Origin of the sequence: Chryseolinea serpens, from assembly GCF_900129725.1 — a bacterium.
GTDB lineage: Bacteria > Bacteroidota > Bacteroidia > Cytophagales > Cyclobacteriaceae > Chryseolinea > Chryseolinea serpens.
Genome location: NZ_FQWQ01000005.1, coordinates 196112 through 210716, shown reverse-complemented (window position 1 = coordinate 210716; position 14605 = coordinate 196112). Strand labels below are relative to the sequence as shown.

General features: G+C 51.2%; 14 protein-coding genes. 3 read left to right on the top strand and 11 right to left on the bottom strand.

Annotated elements, in window-relative coordinates; translation table 11 throughout:
* Window positions 1-88 precede the first annotated feature (88 nt).
* Window positions 89-1315, top strand: coding sequence for a 3-phosphoshikimate 1-carboxyvinyltransferase (locus BUB30_RS28890; RefSeq protein WP_073142448.1), 1227 nt, complete (start codon window positions 89-91; stop codon window positions 1313-1315).
* On the opposite strand, the gene BUB30_RS28885 is transcribed toward BUB30_RS28890, so the two are convergent.
* The 6 genes from BUB30_RS28885 to BUB30_RS28860 form a co-directional block, all read right to left on the bottom strand.
* A complete protein-coding gene (locus BUB30_RS28885; RefSeq protein ID WP_073141644.1) occupies window positions 1302-2084 on the bottom strand; it encodes an ABC transporter substrate-binding protein in 783 nt (260 codons plus the stop codon). The genes BUB30_RS28890 and BUB30_RS28885 overlap by 14 nt on opposite strands.
* A 224-nt stretch (window positions 2085-2308) precedes the next feature.
* On the bottom strand, window positions 2309-3373 hold the full coding sequence (locus BUB30_RS28880; RefSeq protein ID WP_073141642.1) for a PAS domain-containing sensor histidine kinase: 1065 nt from the start codon (window positions 3371-3373) through the stop codon (window positions 2309-2311).
* A 43-nt stretch (window positions 3374-3416) separates the two neighbouring features.
* Window positions 3417-3926 (bottom strand): YfiR family protein, encoded by a 510-nt coding sequence (locus tag BUB30_RS28875; RefSeq protein ID WP_073141640.1) that lies wholly within the window; start codon window positions 3924-3926, stop codon window positions 3417-3419.
* Between the two features lie 92 nt (window positions 3927-4018).
* Window positions 4019-4531: a YfiR family protein gene (locus BUB30_RS28870; protein ID WP_073141638.1), complete on the bottom strand. Its 513-nt coding sequence runs from the start codon at window positions 4529-4531 to the stop codon at window positions 4019-4021.
* A gap of 100 nt (window positions 4532-4631) precedes the next feature.
* On the bottom strand, window positions 4632-5702 hold the full coding sequence (locus tag BUB30_RS28865) for a M42 family metallopeptidase (RefSeq protein WP_073141636.1): 1071 nt from the start codon (window positions 5700-5702) through the stop codon (window positions 4632-4634).
* Between the two features lie 23 nt (window positions 5703-5725).
* Window positions 5726-7297, bottom strand: coding sequence for an acyl-CoA carboxylase subunit beta (locus BUB30_RS28860; protein ID WP_073141634.1), 1572 nt, complete (start codon window positions 7295-7297; stop codon window positions 5726-5728).
* A gap of 135 nt (window positions 7298-7432) precedes the next feature.
* Here BUB30_RS28860 and BUB30_RS28855 point away from each other — a divergent pair, with 135 nt between their 5' ends.
* A complete protein-coding gene (locus BUB30_RS28855; protein ID WP_073141632.1) occupies window positions 7433-8386 on the top strand; it encodes a Ppx/GppA phosphatase family protein in 954 nt (317 codons plus the stop codon).
* A 123-nt stretch (window positions 8387-8509) separates the two neighbouring features.
* Here the strand turns inward: BUB30_RS28855 and BUB30_RS28850 are convergent, their stop codons facing one another.
* Together BUB30_RS28850 and BUB30_RS35840 are read right to left on the bottom strand one after the other, a co-directional pair.
* On the bottom strand, window positions 8510-9019 hold the full coding sequence (locus tag BUB30_RS28850) for a YfiR family protein (protein WP_073141631.1): 510 nt from the start codon (window positions 9017-9019) through the stop codon (window positions 8510-8512).
* A 2-nt stretch (window positions 9020-9021) separates the two neighbouring features.
* Window positions 9022-11010 carry a TonB-dependent receptor plug domain-containing protein gene (locus tag BUB30_RS35840; RefSeq protein WP_073141630.1) on the bottom strand — a complete coding sequence of 663 codons (1989 nt, stop codon included), beginning with the start codon at window positions 11008-11010 and terminating at the stop codon, window positions 9022-9024.
* A 217-nt stretch (window positions 11011-11227) separates the two neighbouring features.
* Here BUB30_RS35840 and BUB30_RS28840 point away from each other — a divergent pair, with 217 nt between their 5' ends.
* The gene (locus tag BUB30_RS28840) at window positions 11228-12307 is read left to right on the top strand and encodes an Ldh family oxidoreductase (RefSeq protein WP_073141628.1); all 1080 of its coding nucleotides are present in this window, start codon (window positions 11228-11230) and stop codon (window positions 12305-12307) included.
* On the opposite strand, the gene BUB30_RS28835 is transcribed toward BUB30_RS28840, so the two are convergent.
* The 3 genes from BUB30_RS28835 to eno all read right to left on the bottom strand — a co-directional run bounded on the left by BUB30_RS28835 (window position 12304) and on the right by eno (window position 14581).
* Window positions 12304-12864: a hypothetical protein gene (locus tag BUB30_RS28835; RefSeq protein WP_073141626.1), complete on the bottom strand. Its 561-nt coding sequence runs from the start codon at window positions 12862-12864 to the stop codon at window positions 12304-12306. The two genes, BUB30_RS28840 and BUB30_RS28835, sit on opposite strands and share 4 nt — an antisense overlap.
* 5 nt (window positions 12865-12869) lie before the next feature.
* Window positions 12870-13163 (bottom strand): septum formation initiator family protein, encoded by a 294-nt coding sequence (locus BUB30_RS28830; RefSeq protein ID WP_073141625.1) that lies wholly within the window; start codon window positions 13161-13163, stop codon window positions 12870-12872.
* Between the two features lie 140 nt (window positions 13164-13303).
* Window positions 13304-14581 carry a phosphopyruvate hydratase gene (eno, locus tag BUB30_RS28825; RefSeq protein WP_073141623.1) on the bottom strand — a complete coding sequence of 426 codons (1278 nt, stop codon included), beginning with the start codon at window positions 14579-14581 and terminating at the stop codon, window positions 13304-13306.
* Between the last annotated feature and the right edge of the window lie 24 nt (window positions 14582-14605).

The window sequence follows — 14605 nt, the reverse complement described above, 5'->3', positions numbered from 1 at the left end:
TTACCGTAACTTAAATTCTTTAGTAAATGTTTCGGGCAATGAAAATAAATCTTCGACAAACTGTATTTTGCCGGACAATTTTTTTCTCTTGAGCACAAGCATCAAACTCAAACGAACGTCTGTTCTGCGCGGCACGGCCCAATGGCTCCCCGCATCTAAAAGCATAAGCAACCGTGCCCTCATCATCAACGCCCTGGCCGGTGGCACCTCCGAGCTTCACAACCTCTCCGATGCCAACGACACCCAGTTGATGTTACGGTTGGTGAACTCTACTGATCCCATCATCGACGTAGAAGATGCCGGCACGACGATGCGTTTTCTCACCGCCTATTTTTCCGTGACGCGTCAACAAAAGACCTTGACCGGCACATCGCGAATGAAGGAGCGCCCCATAGCCTTGTTGGTGGATGCTTTGCGCACCCTGGGGGTGGAGATCGACTACCTGGAAAAAGAAGGATACCCGCCGCATCGTATTAAATCGTTTGCCGGCCAGAAGGTGCAAACCATCAGCATCCGTGGCGATGTGAGCAGCCAATACATTTCCGCGCTCATGATGATCGCCCCAACCCTGCCCCAGGGATTGACCCTGGAACTGACGGGTAAGATCGGCAGCCGACCCTACATCGAAATGACGGCTGCCCTGATGAAACATTTCGGAGCGCAAAGCACGCTCCTCGAAAACAAAGTGATCGTGCCACATCAGGCCTACAAACCAGCAGCCTTCACGGTGGAGTCAGACTGGTCTGCCGCCAGCTACTGGTTTTCCTTTGCCGCGCTGGCCGATCAAGCCGAAATTCTCCTCCCCCGCCTGTCCCTGGATTCACTGCAAGGCGACAGCAAGATTGTTGACATCATGAAAGTTCTCGGGGTGAATGCGGTATTGGACAAAGGCTTGCTGAAGCTGACCAAAACCGATCACAAAAAAGAACTGCACTGGGACTTCACCCACTGCCCCGACCTGGCCCAAACCGTAGCCGTGATCTGTGCAGTAAAAAATGTGACCGGATATTTCACCGGCCTGGAAAGCCTTCGCATCAAAGAGACCGACCGCATCGCAGCGCTTCAAAACGAACTTCGGAAAATCGGGGCGGACCTTATCGAAATAGATCAAGAACACTGGACCCTGAAGCCTTCCGCAGCCTCGCCGGATTCCGCCTATTTCAATACCTACAAAGACCACCGGATGGCCATGGCCTTTGCGCCGCTGGCTACACGCATGGAAGTGGAGATTGAAAAGCCGGAAGTTACGCGCAAGTCGTATCCCAATTTTTGGAAAGACATCCTTTCTTTTGGCATTCCCGCTACGGAAGTGTGAGGGAATTGAAATAGGCCGGAGCCTTGAGCAGCCGGCTGCCATACCACGAAAACATTTCTCCATCCACCAAAAGAATTTTGGACGCCGGACAGAGTTGTTGCAGCTCCGCTTTGTGCTTATCCTGAAATGGGTAGGGTTCCGATGAAAGAAAAATAAGGTCCGGTTTCAATTCCTGCATCTGTTGTGGCGTCAGCTCCGGGTATCGGGGCAGATGGCCGGCCGCATTATTCAATCCAATGGTGGCGAGCATTTCGTGGATGAAGGTACCTGAACCGGCCGCCATCCAGGGCTTTTTCCAGATGAGGTATAGCACCGACAATTGTTCGTGTTTTTTTATTTGGGCGAACGCGTCGCGTATGCCGTCTGCGAGGCGGCCGGCGGCAAGGCTGCTACCGGTTATTTGACCTACCCCCGCGATCATCCCGAAGGCGTCCTGCAGCGTAACGATGTCGCTGATCCAGACCGGATAGCGGCCTTCCAGGGCCTCTATGCCCTCCTTATAGTTCTCTTCCTTGTTACCGATGATCAGATCAGGCTGGAGGCTGTGAATGGCCTCAAAATCAAAATGCTTGGTGCCGCCGACAATGGCTTTCGTTTTCCGCCAGGCTGGGGGATGGATGCAAAATTTAGTGATGCCGACCACCTGTTGCTCCAAGCCCAGGTCGGCCAGGAGTTCGGTTTGTGAGGGTACAAGCGAAATGATCCGTCTTGGAGGAAAGGGGATGGTGATGTTTTTGCCGCGTTGATCAATGTGAGTCGGGTCGTGCATCCTTCAAAGTAAAGAAAAAGGAAGGGCACAAAAGGGAAGGATAAAAAAAACGTACAGAGCGCGCAAAGAAAAGACCCTCTCTTGTAAAAACTCTGCGGCCCCGTACGTATATCTTTCAGTACCTCGTCTGGTACACTATTTCAAAAAAGTATCTTAAAAAACGCACAGAGCGCATAGAGAAAAGACCCTCTCTATAAAAACTCTATGACCCCGTGCGTAAGTCTTCATTCCACCTCGATGGATTGTTGCAGTTGGTTGGGTATGCGGATCTGGAACGTGGTTCCTTCTCCTTTTTTCGATCTCACCTCGATCGAACCCTTCAACCGATCTATTGTATCTTTTACAATAAACAATCCAAGTCCCGTTCCCTGCGATTGATCCGTTGCCCGGAAGAACAGATCAAAAATTTTCTCCTTATACTCAGGGTCAATTCCTATGCCATTATCTTCGATGCGAATGTCGCAAAAATCCTGGTCGACATGCGTTGCAATTTTGATGAATGGATTTTGTTTTTGCAAGTCCTGGTACTTAATCGCGTTGGAAAAAATGTTGGTTATAACCGTTTTCACCCGTATCAGGTCTGAATACCATTCCACGCCATCGTCGTCGGCCTGCAGCAAAACCTTTACCCGGTTGCCGTTGTGGAGGTTTTTGAGGTTCTCCAGTTCGTCTGCGAGCAGTTCAGCTAAATTTATTTTTTCCCGTTGCAACGCTAATTTCTCGTTGCGGAAAAAATTGTTCATTTCTTCAAGGTACGAATCCAATTTCAACAGGCTCTTTTTGATCAGGCCTATGTATTGGTCTTTCTCTTCTGCCGGCGCATTCTCTGCGATACTCACCAAGCCCAGGGCCGACATCAAAGGGGCTTTCAAATCGTGTGTGGTCTTGTAAATTACCTGGTCCAACTGTTGATTGGAGCGCAGCAATTCCTCTTCCTTATGCTTTTGATCCGTGATGTTGTGCAGTTTCAGCACCAATCCCTGCACCTTAAAATGGTCCAGCAAATTGGATACATGCACATCAAAATAGATCGTCTGATCCCGTTGCACCGTCAGCTCCACTTCGTCCACTACGGAATGGGGCGTTTCGTTGAGGCAAGCTTTCCAGCTCTCCTCTTTATCGCGGGTGACGTAATCAAAAATATTACGACCCAACAGCGAAACCGGTGCGACGTCAAAGATCTTGTGAACGGACGAAGAAATGTAGCGAATTCTAAATTCCTTGTCTGTTACGATGATGATGTCATCCGAATTTTCAACTACTTCCTGGAACATCCCCTCGTTCTCCATACTCAATTCCTACCGTGCCAGTGGAAAACTCAAATCGCTTTCCCTATATCAAAATCGCCATACTGCTCAGCTGTGTGGAAACTTTCAGGCTAGACGCTCCGATCACTCCCTGGTTGAGCTCAAACTTCAGTTTTCCTTCGATCACTTTGAAGTTGATACAGCTTCCTTTTTGGCCCATCCCGTTGCCATCGGTGATGGTCAACACGGATTTACCCGTTGTGCTTGTCTTTATGTTCTCGAACTCTTTGTTCTTCGACTTTCCAACATATACCACTTGGCATGAGCCGGCTTCGTCGGCAGAAGCAAGGTTTTTGATCACATATTTTTTTACTCCCTTAGGCTTACCGTCGTACCATGTTTTGAGGGTATTGAAGACGTTTTCGTCTCCGATCACACCTACTACAAATTCGCCGGCTTCGCTTTCATTTGGCCACTGTACATACTTAATAAAGTTGTACAACATGGCAGCGTGAATTTCATGTGTGGGCCTTTCTTGCGCCACGACAGTGCTCACGACTATTGCCATGAGTGCTGTTAAAAAGAGGTTTTTCATAGATTAAAAAATTAATTGGGCTCTTTTGCTAATCTACTACTTAATCTGGAAAAAACCCCAGGGTGTAACCCCCGAGGCTTCCAAACAACCCATTAAATCAATATCGCCATAGACGAAAGCGCACCGGATACCTTCAAGTTAGAAGCTTCGATCGCTTTTTGGTTGAGCTCGAACTTCAGTTTGTTGTCTACCATCTTGAAGTTGATGCCGCTACCTTTCTCACCTAATCCGTTCTTATCTGTGATCACCAAAGTGCCTTTGCCTTTCACTTTGTTGTTTGCTGCTTCAAATTCGCTGCTTTTAGACTTGTCGATGAACAACACGTGGCAGTCGGTAACTTCAGAAGCGTTAGCGAACTTCTTGATCACATACGTCTTCGTGCCGCGGGGTTTACCGCCATACCATCCGTTGAGCGTGTTGTAGATGTCTGCATTGCCTACTACACCGATCACAAATTCACCAGATCCGGCGTGGTCAGGCCACTGCACATATTTGGTAAAGTTGAAGACCATCATGGAGTAAACTTCCTCTACCGATCTTTCTTGGGCGTAGGTGCTGCCGCTTATCAGGAGGGCTGCCACCGCGAGAGCTTTAAACATTTTCATAATTCTTGGTTTGTTTGATGATACAAAAATAGGCTCCCCCAACAATGTGGAGGAGCCTATTCAAGGGTTAACCTTATCGATGTAAGGTTTTTACCAATGATTACTTAATGTACCGGAAGTCATGGCCCGGCTTGAGCTGCAGGAGGAACTCGTAGATCAGGTTTATGACGCTTTCCACGTCGTCTTTATGTACCATTTCCACGGTTGTATGCATGTATTTGAGCGGCAACGATATCAGTGCGGAGGCTACTCCTTCCGCCGAATAGGCAAAAGAATCGGTATCCGTACCGGTAGACCTGGAAACCGCCTGGCGTTGGAATGGTATTTTTCGTTTTTGAGCGGTCTCAATGACCATTTTAAGGACATTGTTCTGCACGGCTGGGCCATAACAAACCACGGGGCCATTGCCACATTTCAGGTTTCCGCTCTCTTTTTTATTGTACATGGGCGATTGTGTATCGTGCGTCACGTCTGTACAGATCGCGACGTCGGGTTTTATCCGCCGGGAGATCATTTCGGCGCCCCGGAGACCGATTTCTTCCTGGACGGCGTTCACGATATAGAGCGCAAAAGGTAATTTTTTCTTGTTTTCATGCAGCCTACGGGCCACTTCCGCGATCATGAAGCCCCCCATACGGTTATCCAGCGCGCGACCGACCAGCCAATGTTTGTTCATTTCCATCAACTCGTCCTCGAACGTGATCACGCATCCCACGTGCACGCCCATGGCTTCCACCTCTTTCTTGGATTCGGCCCCCACGTCGATAAAGATATTCTTCAGCGTAGGCGTCTCTTCTTTACCGGCGTCGCGCACGTGAATGGCCGGCCAGCCGAATACGCCCTTCACGATGCCGTTTTCCGTTTGGATATTCACCCGCTTGGACGGGGCGATCTGGTGGTCGGAGCCACCGTTGCGGCGTACATAGATGTAGCCGTCTTCGGTAATGTAGTTCACAAACCAGGAGATCTCGTCTGCATGGGCTTCGATCACCACCTTGTAGGCAGCTTTCGGGTTGACAACCCCTACTACGGTTCCATAGACGTCCACCATGTGGTCGTTGATATAGGGCTTCAGGTAATCCAGCCAGATCTTCTGGCCGGGCGCTTCGAAGCCGGTGGGTGATGCATTGTTAAGATACTCGTAGAGGAATTGTTTGCTCTTCTTATCCATAGTCTTAAAGAATTAATAGGGGTCTATAGGGGAATGTTACCGTGTTTTTTCTTTGGCAATTTAGCCACTTTATTTTCCAGCATAGCAAAGGCCCGGATCAGTTTCTCGCGGGTTTGGTCGGGATAGATCACCTCGTCGATATAGCCGCGGTGCGCGGCGCGGTAGGGGTTGGCGAACTTGTGGGTGTACTCATCCACTTTTTCGTTCAGTTTGGCTTCCGGGTTGTCCGCTTCGGAGATCTCCTTCTTAAAGATGATCTCGGCTGCTCCCTTCGCCCCCATCACCGCGATCTCGGCTGTGGGCCAGGCATAGTTCAGGTCGGCGCCAATGTGTTTGGAGTTCATCACATCATAGGCACCGCCATAGGCTTTGCGGGTGATGACCGTTACGCGCGGCACGGTGGCCTCCGAGAAAGCGAACAGCAACTTGGCGCCGTTGGTGATGATAGCGTTCCATTCCTGATCGGTGCCAGGCAAAAATCCGGGCACGTCCTCAAAGACGAGCAGGGGAATATTAAAGCAATCGCAGAAGCGCACAAAGCGGGCGCCCTTCACGCTGGAGTCGATGTCGAGCACACCGGCCAGGGACGCAGGCTGATTGCCTACAACCCCGATGCTACGGCCGGCCAGCCGTGCAAAACCCACCACGATATTTTCTGCAAAGTTCTTATGTACCTCGAAAAAGCTGTCGTTGTCCACCACACCGCTAATGACCTCGCGCATGTCGTAGGGCTGGTTTGGGTTGGCCGGGATGATGTTGTTGAGTGCGGGACGGCGCTCATCGCCGGCAGTGTAGGGCAACCGGGGGGTGTCGTCTTCGCAGTTCTGGGGCATGAAACTCAGGATCTTTTTGATCTGGTTGATGCACTCCACTTCATTGGCACAGGCAAAGTGGGTCACCCCGCTTTTGGTGCTGTGGGTGGTGGCCCCGCCCAATTCCTCGGCCGTCACATTTTCGTGTGTCACGGTCTTCACTACGTTGGGGCCGGTGACAAACATGAACGATGTGTTTTCCACCATAAAAATAAAATCGGTAATGGCGGGAGAATACACAGCTCCCCCGGCGCAAGGACCCATGATGGCCGAGATCTGCGGGATCACCCCGGAGGCCAATGTATTCCTGTAAAAAATATCAGCATAGCCACCCAGTGACACCACGCCTTCCTGGATGCGGGCGCCGCCGGAGTCGTTGAGGCCAATGAGCGGTGCGCCATTTTGCATGGCCAGGTCCATGATCTTCACGATCTTCTCGGCGTGGGTTTCTGAAAGGGAGCCACCGAACACGGTGAAATCCTGCGAAAAAATATAGACCAGCCGGCCGTTCACCGTGCCGTAGCCGGTGATGACGCCGTCGCCCAGGTAGTATTCCTTGTCCAGGCCAAAGTCTTTGCTGCGGTGCATGACAAACTTGCCCAGCTCTTCAAAAGAGCCTTCATCCATCAGAAGATTGACGCGTTCGCGGGCGGTTAGTTTTCCCTTGGCGTGTTGTTGTTCGATGCGCTTTTCACCACCGCCCAACAGGGCTTCCTGGTTCTTGCGTTCGAGCTCATTAAACTTTTCCTGGAGGACATTATCCTTGATGATTCGCTTGGCCATAGCATCCGCTGATTAAAAGTTTAAATATAGTCCGAATTGGGATTTTTTTGCTTTGGGGAAGACGTTTTACGCAGGGAGAACGGGCGCTTGACTGGGTTTCGAAAATTCGTATCTTCACGCGCCCTCCTGACACCTATGGAAAGCAAGATCGCCATCATTGATATGGGAACGAACACGTTCCATCTGCTCATTGCGGAAGCCGATGAGCGGGGCTATCATATCACCTATCGCGAGCGGTTGGCCGTGAAGATCGGAAAAGGGGGCATCAACCGGGGGGTCATTACGGAGGAAGGCATTCAACGGGCGCTCCTGGCCATGCAAAGTTTCAGGAATACGATCGACCAGCAAAACATCGGAAAAGTCTATGCCTTTGGCACCAGCGCCCTGCGCAACGCGTCCAACCGCGACGAGGTCGTGCAACGGATCAAGGCCGTGACGGGCATCGATTCGAATATCATTTCCGGCGACCTGGAGGCGGAGTACATTTATATGGGCGTGAAGTCGGCCATGGACATCGACAAGGAGAAATCGCTCATCATCGATATTGGCGGCGGCAGCATTGAATTTATCCTCGGCAACAACGAGCGCATCTCCTGGAAGCGCAGTTTTGAGATTGGCGCCCAACGCCTCCTGGAGCAATTCCAGAAAAACGATCCCATCACCAAAGAAGAGATCGAACACCTCGACCGGTACTTCGAAAAAGAACTTCAGCCGTTGTTGAACGAACTAAAAATTCACCAACCTCATGTGCTCATCGGATCTTCCGGCACCTTCGACACCCTGAGCGACATCTTCTGCATCCAACACGACATCCATAAAAGTCCCGAAGAGATCGAAACCCCTTTGACGTTGCAGGGCTTCTATGATATCTATGACGAGCTGCTGCACAAGAATCGCGAGCAGCGCATGCAAATTCCCGGCATGATCGAAATGCGCGTTGATATGATCGTGGTGGCATGTTGCCTGATCCGTTATCTGCTATCGGTGCACACGTTCAATCGCATTCGCGTTTCTACTTATGCTTTGAAGGAAGGGGTGTTGGCTACGCTGATCAATGAGGTGATGGCTTCTAAAAGCATCACGGTTTAAATCCAATCTTGCTGATACGGTAGCTGACGTTGGCGACTTATTCTTCTATAATATCTACATGTAGAGGCTGGTTCATTTTTACGATGATCGCAGCACTGAACCGAAAGCATCAAAGCATCAAAACTAAATCATTGAATTTGCCAAAGCTGTCAAACTCTTCGACACCTTGATCAATCTCTTTTCCAATTCCGTGTTATTGATGTCGTAGCGCAAGGTGCTGTTTTCAGTCACGATGAAACTAAAGCCCGCACCTCTTTTGTAAAGCCCTTCACGTTCGCAAATGATCATAACCGATTTGCCTTGCGTGGCTTTAATGATGTCGTCCAGTGCACTGCTCTTTCCATCGGCCAGGTAAATGACGTGGCTTTCGCCGATGTCGGTGATCTCGTTGGCCTGGGTCACTTTGAGGGTGTGGCCGTTCAGGTTCTTCCCATTTTGCTTGAGCAGTTCGTCATAGACTTTCGATTTGCCATAGACCGTAACTTGCAACTCGCCGTTGAGGTTGGGCCAGGATGAGTACTTGGCGATGTTTACCACAAAGAGGGCATACACCTGGTAGTTGGTGGTTTGGCTCCAAGCCGCTGTGGTGAGGCCGAAGACGAAGAAGAGGGTATATATTCGGGAGGGTCTCATGGTTATTTTTTGAAATTGATCTGGTAAGAAATTTTCACAACATATTCGCGGCTGCGGCCGGATATGGGAGCATAACCGCCGTTGTAGGCTTCGGGAATAGCAGGGCGTACATTGGCAATGTCGTAGGCGCCGGCACCCAGGTTAAATCCAGGAAGAACATTCCGGTAGTTAAGAAAAGCGTTCACCAATACATACGGATCCAGGGTAGATAATGCCGGGTTGCCATCGGCGTCCAGCATGGTGTAGGCATATCGCTTGCTGGCGTAGATAAAGGTCGGGTTGAAGCTCAGCTTCGGCGTGAGATAAAAGTTGGTGTTGAGTGTGATCTTGTTCTTCGAAAACCCAACGTATTGCGATTGGCCAGGCACGTTGTACGTGGCCACGGTATTGTCCTTCAGCGCGGTGCTGTAGGAGTATGTCAGGTTTGCATACCATGCTTTTTTGCGGATGCTATAGACCGCTTCCAATCCTCGGCTTCCACTCTTTTTCGAGTTTTCGTACCATTCCTCGAATGTACCGTCCTCGTCGCTTCCCTGCGAGCCATAAACGAGCACGTTTTTCGTGGTGATGTTAAAGGCATTCACGGACAGCAACATTTCGGGCGTGAACTGGTAGCCCAGCTCCACTTCAAACACGTTCGATTTTTCCGGTTTCACCTGGCCATTCAGAGCGATGTTGATGTTCTGCAGCGAGGGTGCGCGGAAGGCCTGGCTAAACAATACCTTAAAGTGGAAGTTCTCGATCTTCTTGGTCAATGCGATCCGGGGCACGAAGGCCGCGCCGTAGCGGTTGTTCTTTTCATAGCGGAAACCCAGCGTGGCATTGGCCAACCTATGTTTAAAAAGGCCCTGGGCAAAGAAGGCGACGTTGTTCAGCTTCAGGGTTTGGTTTCCCTGGAACAGGCCCCCATTCAGCAGGTCCTTGCCTTCGTCCTGAAAATAGACGCCCCCAAAGGTGACGCTGGCTTTACGCGAAAAATCATAGATGGCGTCCACCTGCGCCAAGGCACGCGTAGCCCTGACGTTAAATGATTTTTCCTCCGTATCCCGGTTACCATAGGTCCAGGGAACCTGGTTATAGTATTTCAATTGGGGTGTGATGAGCAGCTTGCTGCTGGCTTTCCAGGCATAGCGCAGGTCGGTAAAGAAATTCTTGTTCGAGACAAACGTCGACGGGTCCGAGGTTTCGAACTGGTCGTACATGGTGCGGAACGAAAGGCTTTTGTATTTCAATCCCAGATTCAGGTTCATCGGGTCGGCGCGGGTCACTTTGGAGAGATCCTGAACGCCATAATCTTGGATGAGATCCTGGTGTTGGCGTTGGTCGCTCACAATGCCCTTTCCTTTAAAGGCATTGAAGTCCCACGAAAAGGTATCGGTTTTTCTGGAGGCCATCACCCCGCCGTTGGTCCGGCCCACGGCGTCGGCATGAAATCCACCGGTGCCATACACCGCCACGCCGTTGAGGCTGTCGGCGGCCTTGGTGATGATGTTGATCACCCCGTATTCCGCAGACCCGCCATAAATGGCCGACCCAGGCCCGCGGATGATCTCGATGCGTTCCACGGCGTCGACCGGAAAGCGGTTGCCGATGGCCACGGTTTGATACAGCAATTCGTTGAACGGCTGGCCATCCATCATCACCAGCACTTTTCCCTCGTTGGCCCAGCTTCCCCGCAAGCCAATGCCCATCACAAACTGAAGATCCTGTTGCACATCAAAACCCGGTACCAGGCGCAACACATCGATCATGTCGCGCGCGCCGCTGTTTTGAATTTCTTCGGCAGAAATGACGGTGATGATCCCCGGCGTCTCGCGGGTGGTCAACCCGTTCTTGGACGACACGGCCACGTTCTTATTGAGAATTTTTTGAAGATCGCTTTCCGCGGTGAAGGCGTTGAGGTTTAAAAGCGAATCCAGGTCTTGAGAAAAAGCGGTGAGGGATGATAAGAGAAAGCCTGCCAGCCAGGCATAGCGGTATTTTTTTAGCATAGGCTAATAGTGTTTGAGATCATGGTTTAGGCCTTGCGGGGCATTCAGTCGAGAGCGAGGAGAAAGAATTATACCAAAAAATAAAAAGTGATCGGCGTTTAAAAAATCAGGCTTCACAGGCCAATCGGTATCCCAAATTAAGATATTTTTTTTAGAGTTGGAAGGGCCACTGTTTTTGCTGTCTAGGCACGGTGCTTTTCGTTCTTATCTTTGCCCCATGACAGATCCCATCTACGCCTACGACTCGCTGAAAGATTTCGCCTTGACCATCTTCAAAAAGATCGGCTGCCCCGACGACCAGGCCGTGCTCGCCACGGACGTATTGTTGCGCGCCGATTTGCGGGGCATCGACTCGCATGGCATCGCGCGTTTGTCGGGCTATGTGAGGCTCTGGGACAAGAAGCGGGTGAACGCCGCGCCGAATGTACGCGTGGTCCACGAGTCGCCTAGTACGGCCGTGGTGGATGGGGATGGTGGCTTGGGGCTGGTGGTGGCGCCCAAGGCGATGGAGATTGCCATCCGCAAAGCGCAAATCGCCGGCACGGGTTGGGTGGCCGTGAAGAACTCCAATCACTTTGGCATCGCGGGCTATCACGCCATGATGGCGCTGGAACACGACATGATCGGCATGGCCATGACCAACGCCAGCCCACTCGTTGCCCCCACGTTTTCTGTTGAAAGATTATTGGGAACAAACCCTATCGCCGTGGCTATACCCGCCGACCAGCAGCCCGCTTTTGTGGCCGACTTTGCCACGACCACGGCGGCCAACGGCAAGCTGGAAATTCTGCAACGCAAAAATCAGGCGGCGCCTGTGGGTTGGGTGCAGACCAAGTCGGGGGCTGCTTCCACCGATCCCAATGAAACTAAAAGCGGCGGGGCATTGATCCCGTTGGGAAGCGACCGCGAACACGGCAGTCACAAAGGATTTTGTCTTGGGGCTTGGGTGGACATTTTTTCGGCTGTGTTATCGGGCGCGAACTATGGCCCCTGGGTGCCTCCGTTCGTTGCTTTTTTGGAGCCCCCTTCCGATCCGGTGGGCGAAGGCATCGGTCATTTCTTTGGCGCCATGCGGGTGGATGCTTTCCGGCCGGCACAGGAATTCAAATCGCATATGGACAATTGGATCACGCGCTTTCGCTCAGCCCAAACCATCGAAGGACAGGAGCGTGTTATTATTCCGGGAGACCCTGAACGGGAAATGCATGCGCATCGCATGGAGCACGGCATACCTTTGAACCCTAAAGTTGCCGAAGATCTGAAGGAGCTCGGTAAAAAATTCGGTGTGAGTTTTTAGAATCCGGCCGTTACGCCCACCCGCAAAACCAGCGGGCTACTGTACGGTGAGAAATCGTTTGGGTTGGTCGGTTCGTGATAGCTGAAATTATACAAGGCCACGAGATAGAATCCAGCATGCCGGCCGATGGGTTGAAACAAGCCCCCGCCTGCCATGAAGCTGTTAAAGCCCCGGCGGACGGTTTCACTTTGCGAGATGGGGTATTCGTAGTTCAGATACTCATACTCGGTGTGCAGAAACAACGGGCCATAGAAATTATACCGCAGAAATGGGCTAATGCCATAGTCGTTGGTAGAGATGTTATACGATGTTTGTTTGTATTTGGTGTAGCGATATTGCACCTGTGCGCCGGCGGCCAGCTTGGGGGTGATTTTAACGCCGATCAACGGCGAAATGGAAACATAGCTGTAATAGCTCGAGAAGCTCAATCCAAATCCGCCGCCCGTGAAGATGCGTTCGCGCAACGGGGGTTTTTCGCTCATTTCTTCGTCACCCCACTGAGCAAACGCCACGGTTCCCATCAGGATGAGGGAGGCGGCCAGCATAATCTTTTTCATACCACTTAGTCTTTTTCCGCTACGATGAAGATGTCTTCACTCTCTTTTTTCATCAGGTATTTCTCGCGGGCGAATTTTTCCAGCGACTCCCGGTCGCCAAAAAGCTCGTCGCGATCCTTTTCCACTTCCTTTATTTTTTCCTCGTAATACTCCTTTTCATTCTCCAGCGATCGCAGCTTCGAACTCAACTGATAGCGGGCGATCATGTTGTTCGAATCCAGGGCGATCATCCAAAGCACAAAGAAGGCGATCGATAAAAAATAAAAATTCCGGAACGGTTTCGGCAGTTTCTTGAACATATAGCTTAAAAAGTGATACTAAGATAGAGAATAAATCAACGTCAAAAAACAAGCCGCGCTTCCCTCCGGTCGCTAAGGATTGGAAACGAAAAAAGCCAGGACATGTTGCCTGGCTTTTCTATAATCATTTCGACAAAGCACTACATGTTCTTGCCGGGGAAGTAGCCGATCTCGCCCAACTCTTCCTCGATGCGGATCAGTTGGTTGTATTTTGCCATCCGGTCGGAACGGGAAGCCGAGCCGGTCTTGATCTGGCCGGTGTTCAGCGCCACAGCCAGGTCGGCGATGGTGCTGTCTTCGGTTTCACCCGAACGGTGTGACATCACGCTCTTATAGCCATTGCGTTTTGCCAGGTTCACGGCGGCAATGGTTTCGGTCAGCGAACCGATCTGGTTCACCTTGATGAGGATGGCGTTGGCGATGCCATCGTCAATACCTTTCTGGAGGCGTTTCACGTTGGTTACGAACAGATCGTCGCCCACGAGTTGTACTTTGTCGCCGATGCTTTCGGTGAGGGCTTTCCAGCCTGCCCAGTCGTCTTCGGCCATGCCGTCTTCCAAAGAGATGATGGGGTATTTTTTGGCCCAGTTGGTCCAGTAGGCTGCCATTTCTGCGGGCTTCAGTTTTTGACCAGAAGACTTTTTGAAGTGGTATACTTTTGCTTTGGGATCGTAGAATTCAGATGCTGCAGGGTCGAGGGCGATGAACATATCGGAACCGGGTTTGAAGCCGGCTTTCTCGATCGCTTTCAACACCACTTCGATAGCTTCTTCGTTGGATTTGAGGTTCGGTGCAAAACCACCTTCATCACCTACGTTGGTAGAAAGACCTTTATCGTGCAATACTTTTTTCAGGGTATGGAACACTTCGGCACCCATGCGAAGGGCTTCCGAGAATGACGCTGCGCCTACGGGCATGACCATGAACTCCTGGAAGTCGATGGCGTTGTCGGCGTGGCTACCACCGTTCAGGATGTTCATCATCGGCACGGGCAGTGTATTTGCGCTCACGCCACCGATGTAACGATAGAGGGGCATGCCGGCTTCCATGGCGGCTGCTTTCGCAATTGCCAAAGACGTTCCGAGGATAGCGTTGGCACCCAGCTTGCCTTTGTTGGGTGTGCCGTCCAGGTCGATCATGATCTGGTCGACCAGGTTTTGTTCGAAAACATCAAAGCCCACCACTTCGGCAGCGATCTTGGTGTTCACGTTGTCCACGGCCTTCAACACGCCTTTTCCCATGAATTTCTTTTTATCACCATCACGGAGTTCTACGGCTTCGTGTGATCCGGTAGAAGCACCGGAGGGCACAGCGGCGCGTCCAAAGGCGCCGGACTCAGTTACTACATCAACTTCAACTGTGGGGTTGCCGCGGCTGTCGAGAATTTGCCGGGCATGAATGCTTTCGATTAAGCTCATAGTGATTTTAGATTTATGGATTGG

Bases quoted from the DNA above. Each gene is read 5' to 3' on its own strand.
- BUB30_RS28885 (WP_073141644.1), bottom strand. From the start codon at position 2,084: ATGCACGACCCGACTCACATTGATCAACGCGGCAAAAACATCACCATC.
- BUB30_RS28880 (WP_073141642.1), bottom strand. From the start codon at position 3,373: ATGGAGAACGAGGGGATGTTCCAGGAAGTAGTTGAAAATTCGGATGAC.
- BUB30_RS28875 (WP_073141640.1), bottom strand. From the start codon at position 3,926: ATGAAAAACCTCTTTTTAACAGCACTCATGGCAATAGTCGTGAGCACT.
- BUB30_RS28870 (WP_073141638.1), bottom strand. From the start codon at position 4,531: ATGAAAATGTTTAAAGCTCTCGCGGTGGCAGCCCTCCTGATAAGCGGC.
- BUB30_RS28865 (WP_073141636.1), bottom strand. From the start codon at position 5,702: ATGGATAAGAAGAGCAAACAATTCCTCTACGAGTATCTTAACAATGCA.
- BUB30_RS28860 (WP_073141634.1), bottom strand. From the start codon at position 7,297: ATGGCCAAGCGAATCATCAAGGATAATGTCCTCCAGGAAAAGTTTAAT.
- BUB30_RS28855 (WP_073141632.1), top strand. From the start codon at position 7,433: ATGGAAAGCAAGATCGCCATCATTGATATGGGAACGAACACGTTCCAT.
- BUB30_RS28850 (WP_073141631.1), bottom strand. From the start codon at position 9,019: ATGAGACCCTCCCGAATATATACCCTCTTCTTCGTCTTCGGCCTCACC.
- BUB30_RS35840 (WP_073141630.1), bottom strand. From the start codon at position 11,010: ATGCTAAAAAAATACCGCTATGCCTGGCTGGCAGGCTTTCTCTTATCA.
- BUB30_RS28840 (WP_073141628.1), top strand. From the start codon at position 11,228: ATGACAGATCCCATCTACGCCTACGACTCGCTGAAAGATTTCGCCTTG.
- BUB30_RS28835 (WP_073141626.1), bottom strand. From the start codon at position 12,864: ATGAAAAAGATTATGCTGGCCGCCTCCCTCATCCTGATGGGAACCGTG.
- BUB30_RS28830 (WP_073141625.1), bottom strand. From the start codon at position 13,163: ATGTTCAAGAAACTGCCGAAACCGTTCCGGAATTTTTATTTTTTATCG.
- eno (WP_073141623.1), bottom strand. From the start codon at position 14,581: ATGAGCTTAATCGAAAGCATTCATGCCCGGCAAATTCTCGACAGCCGC.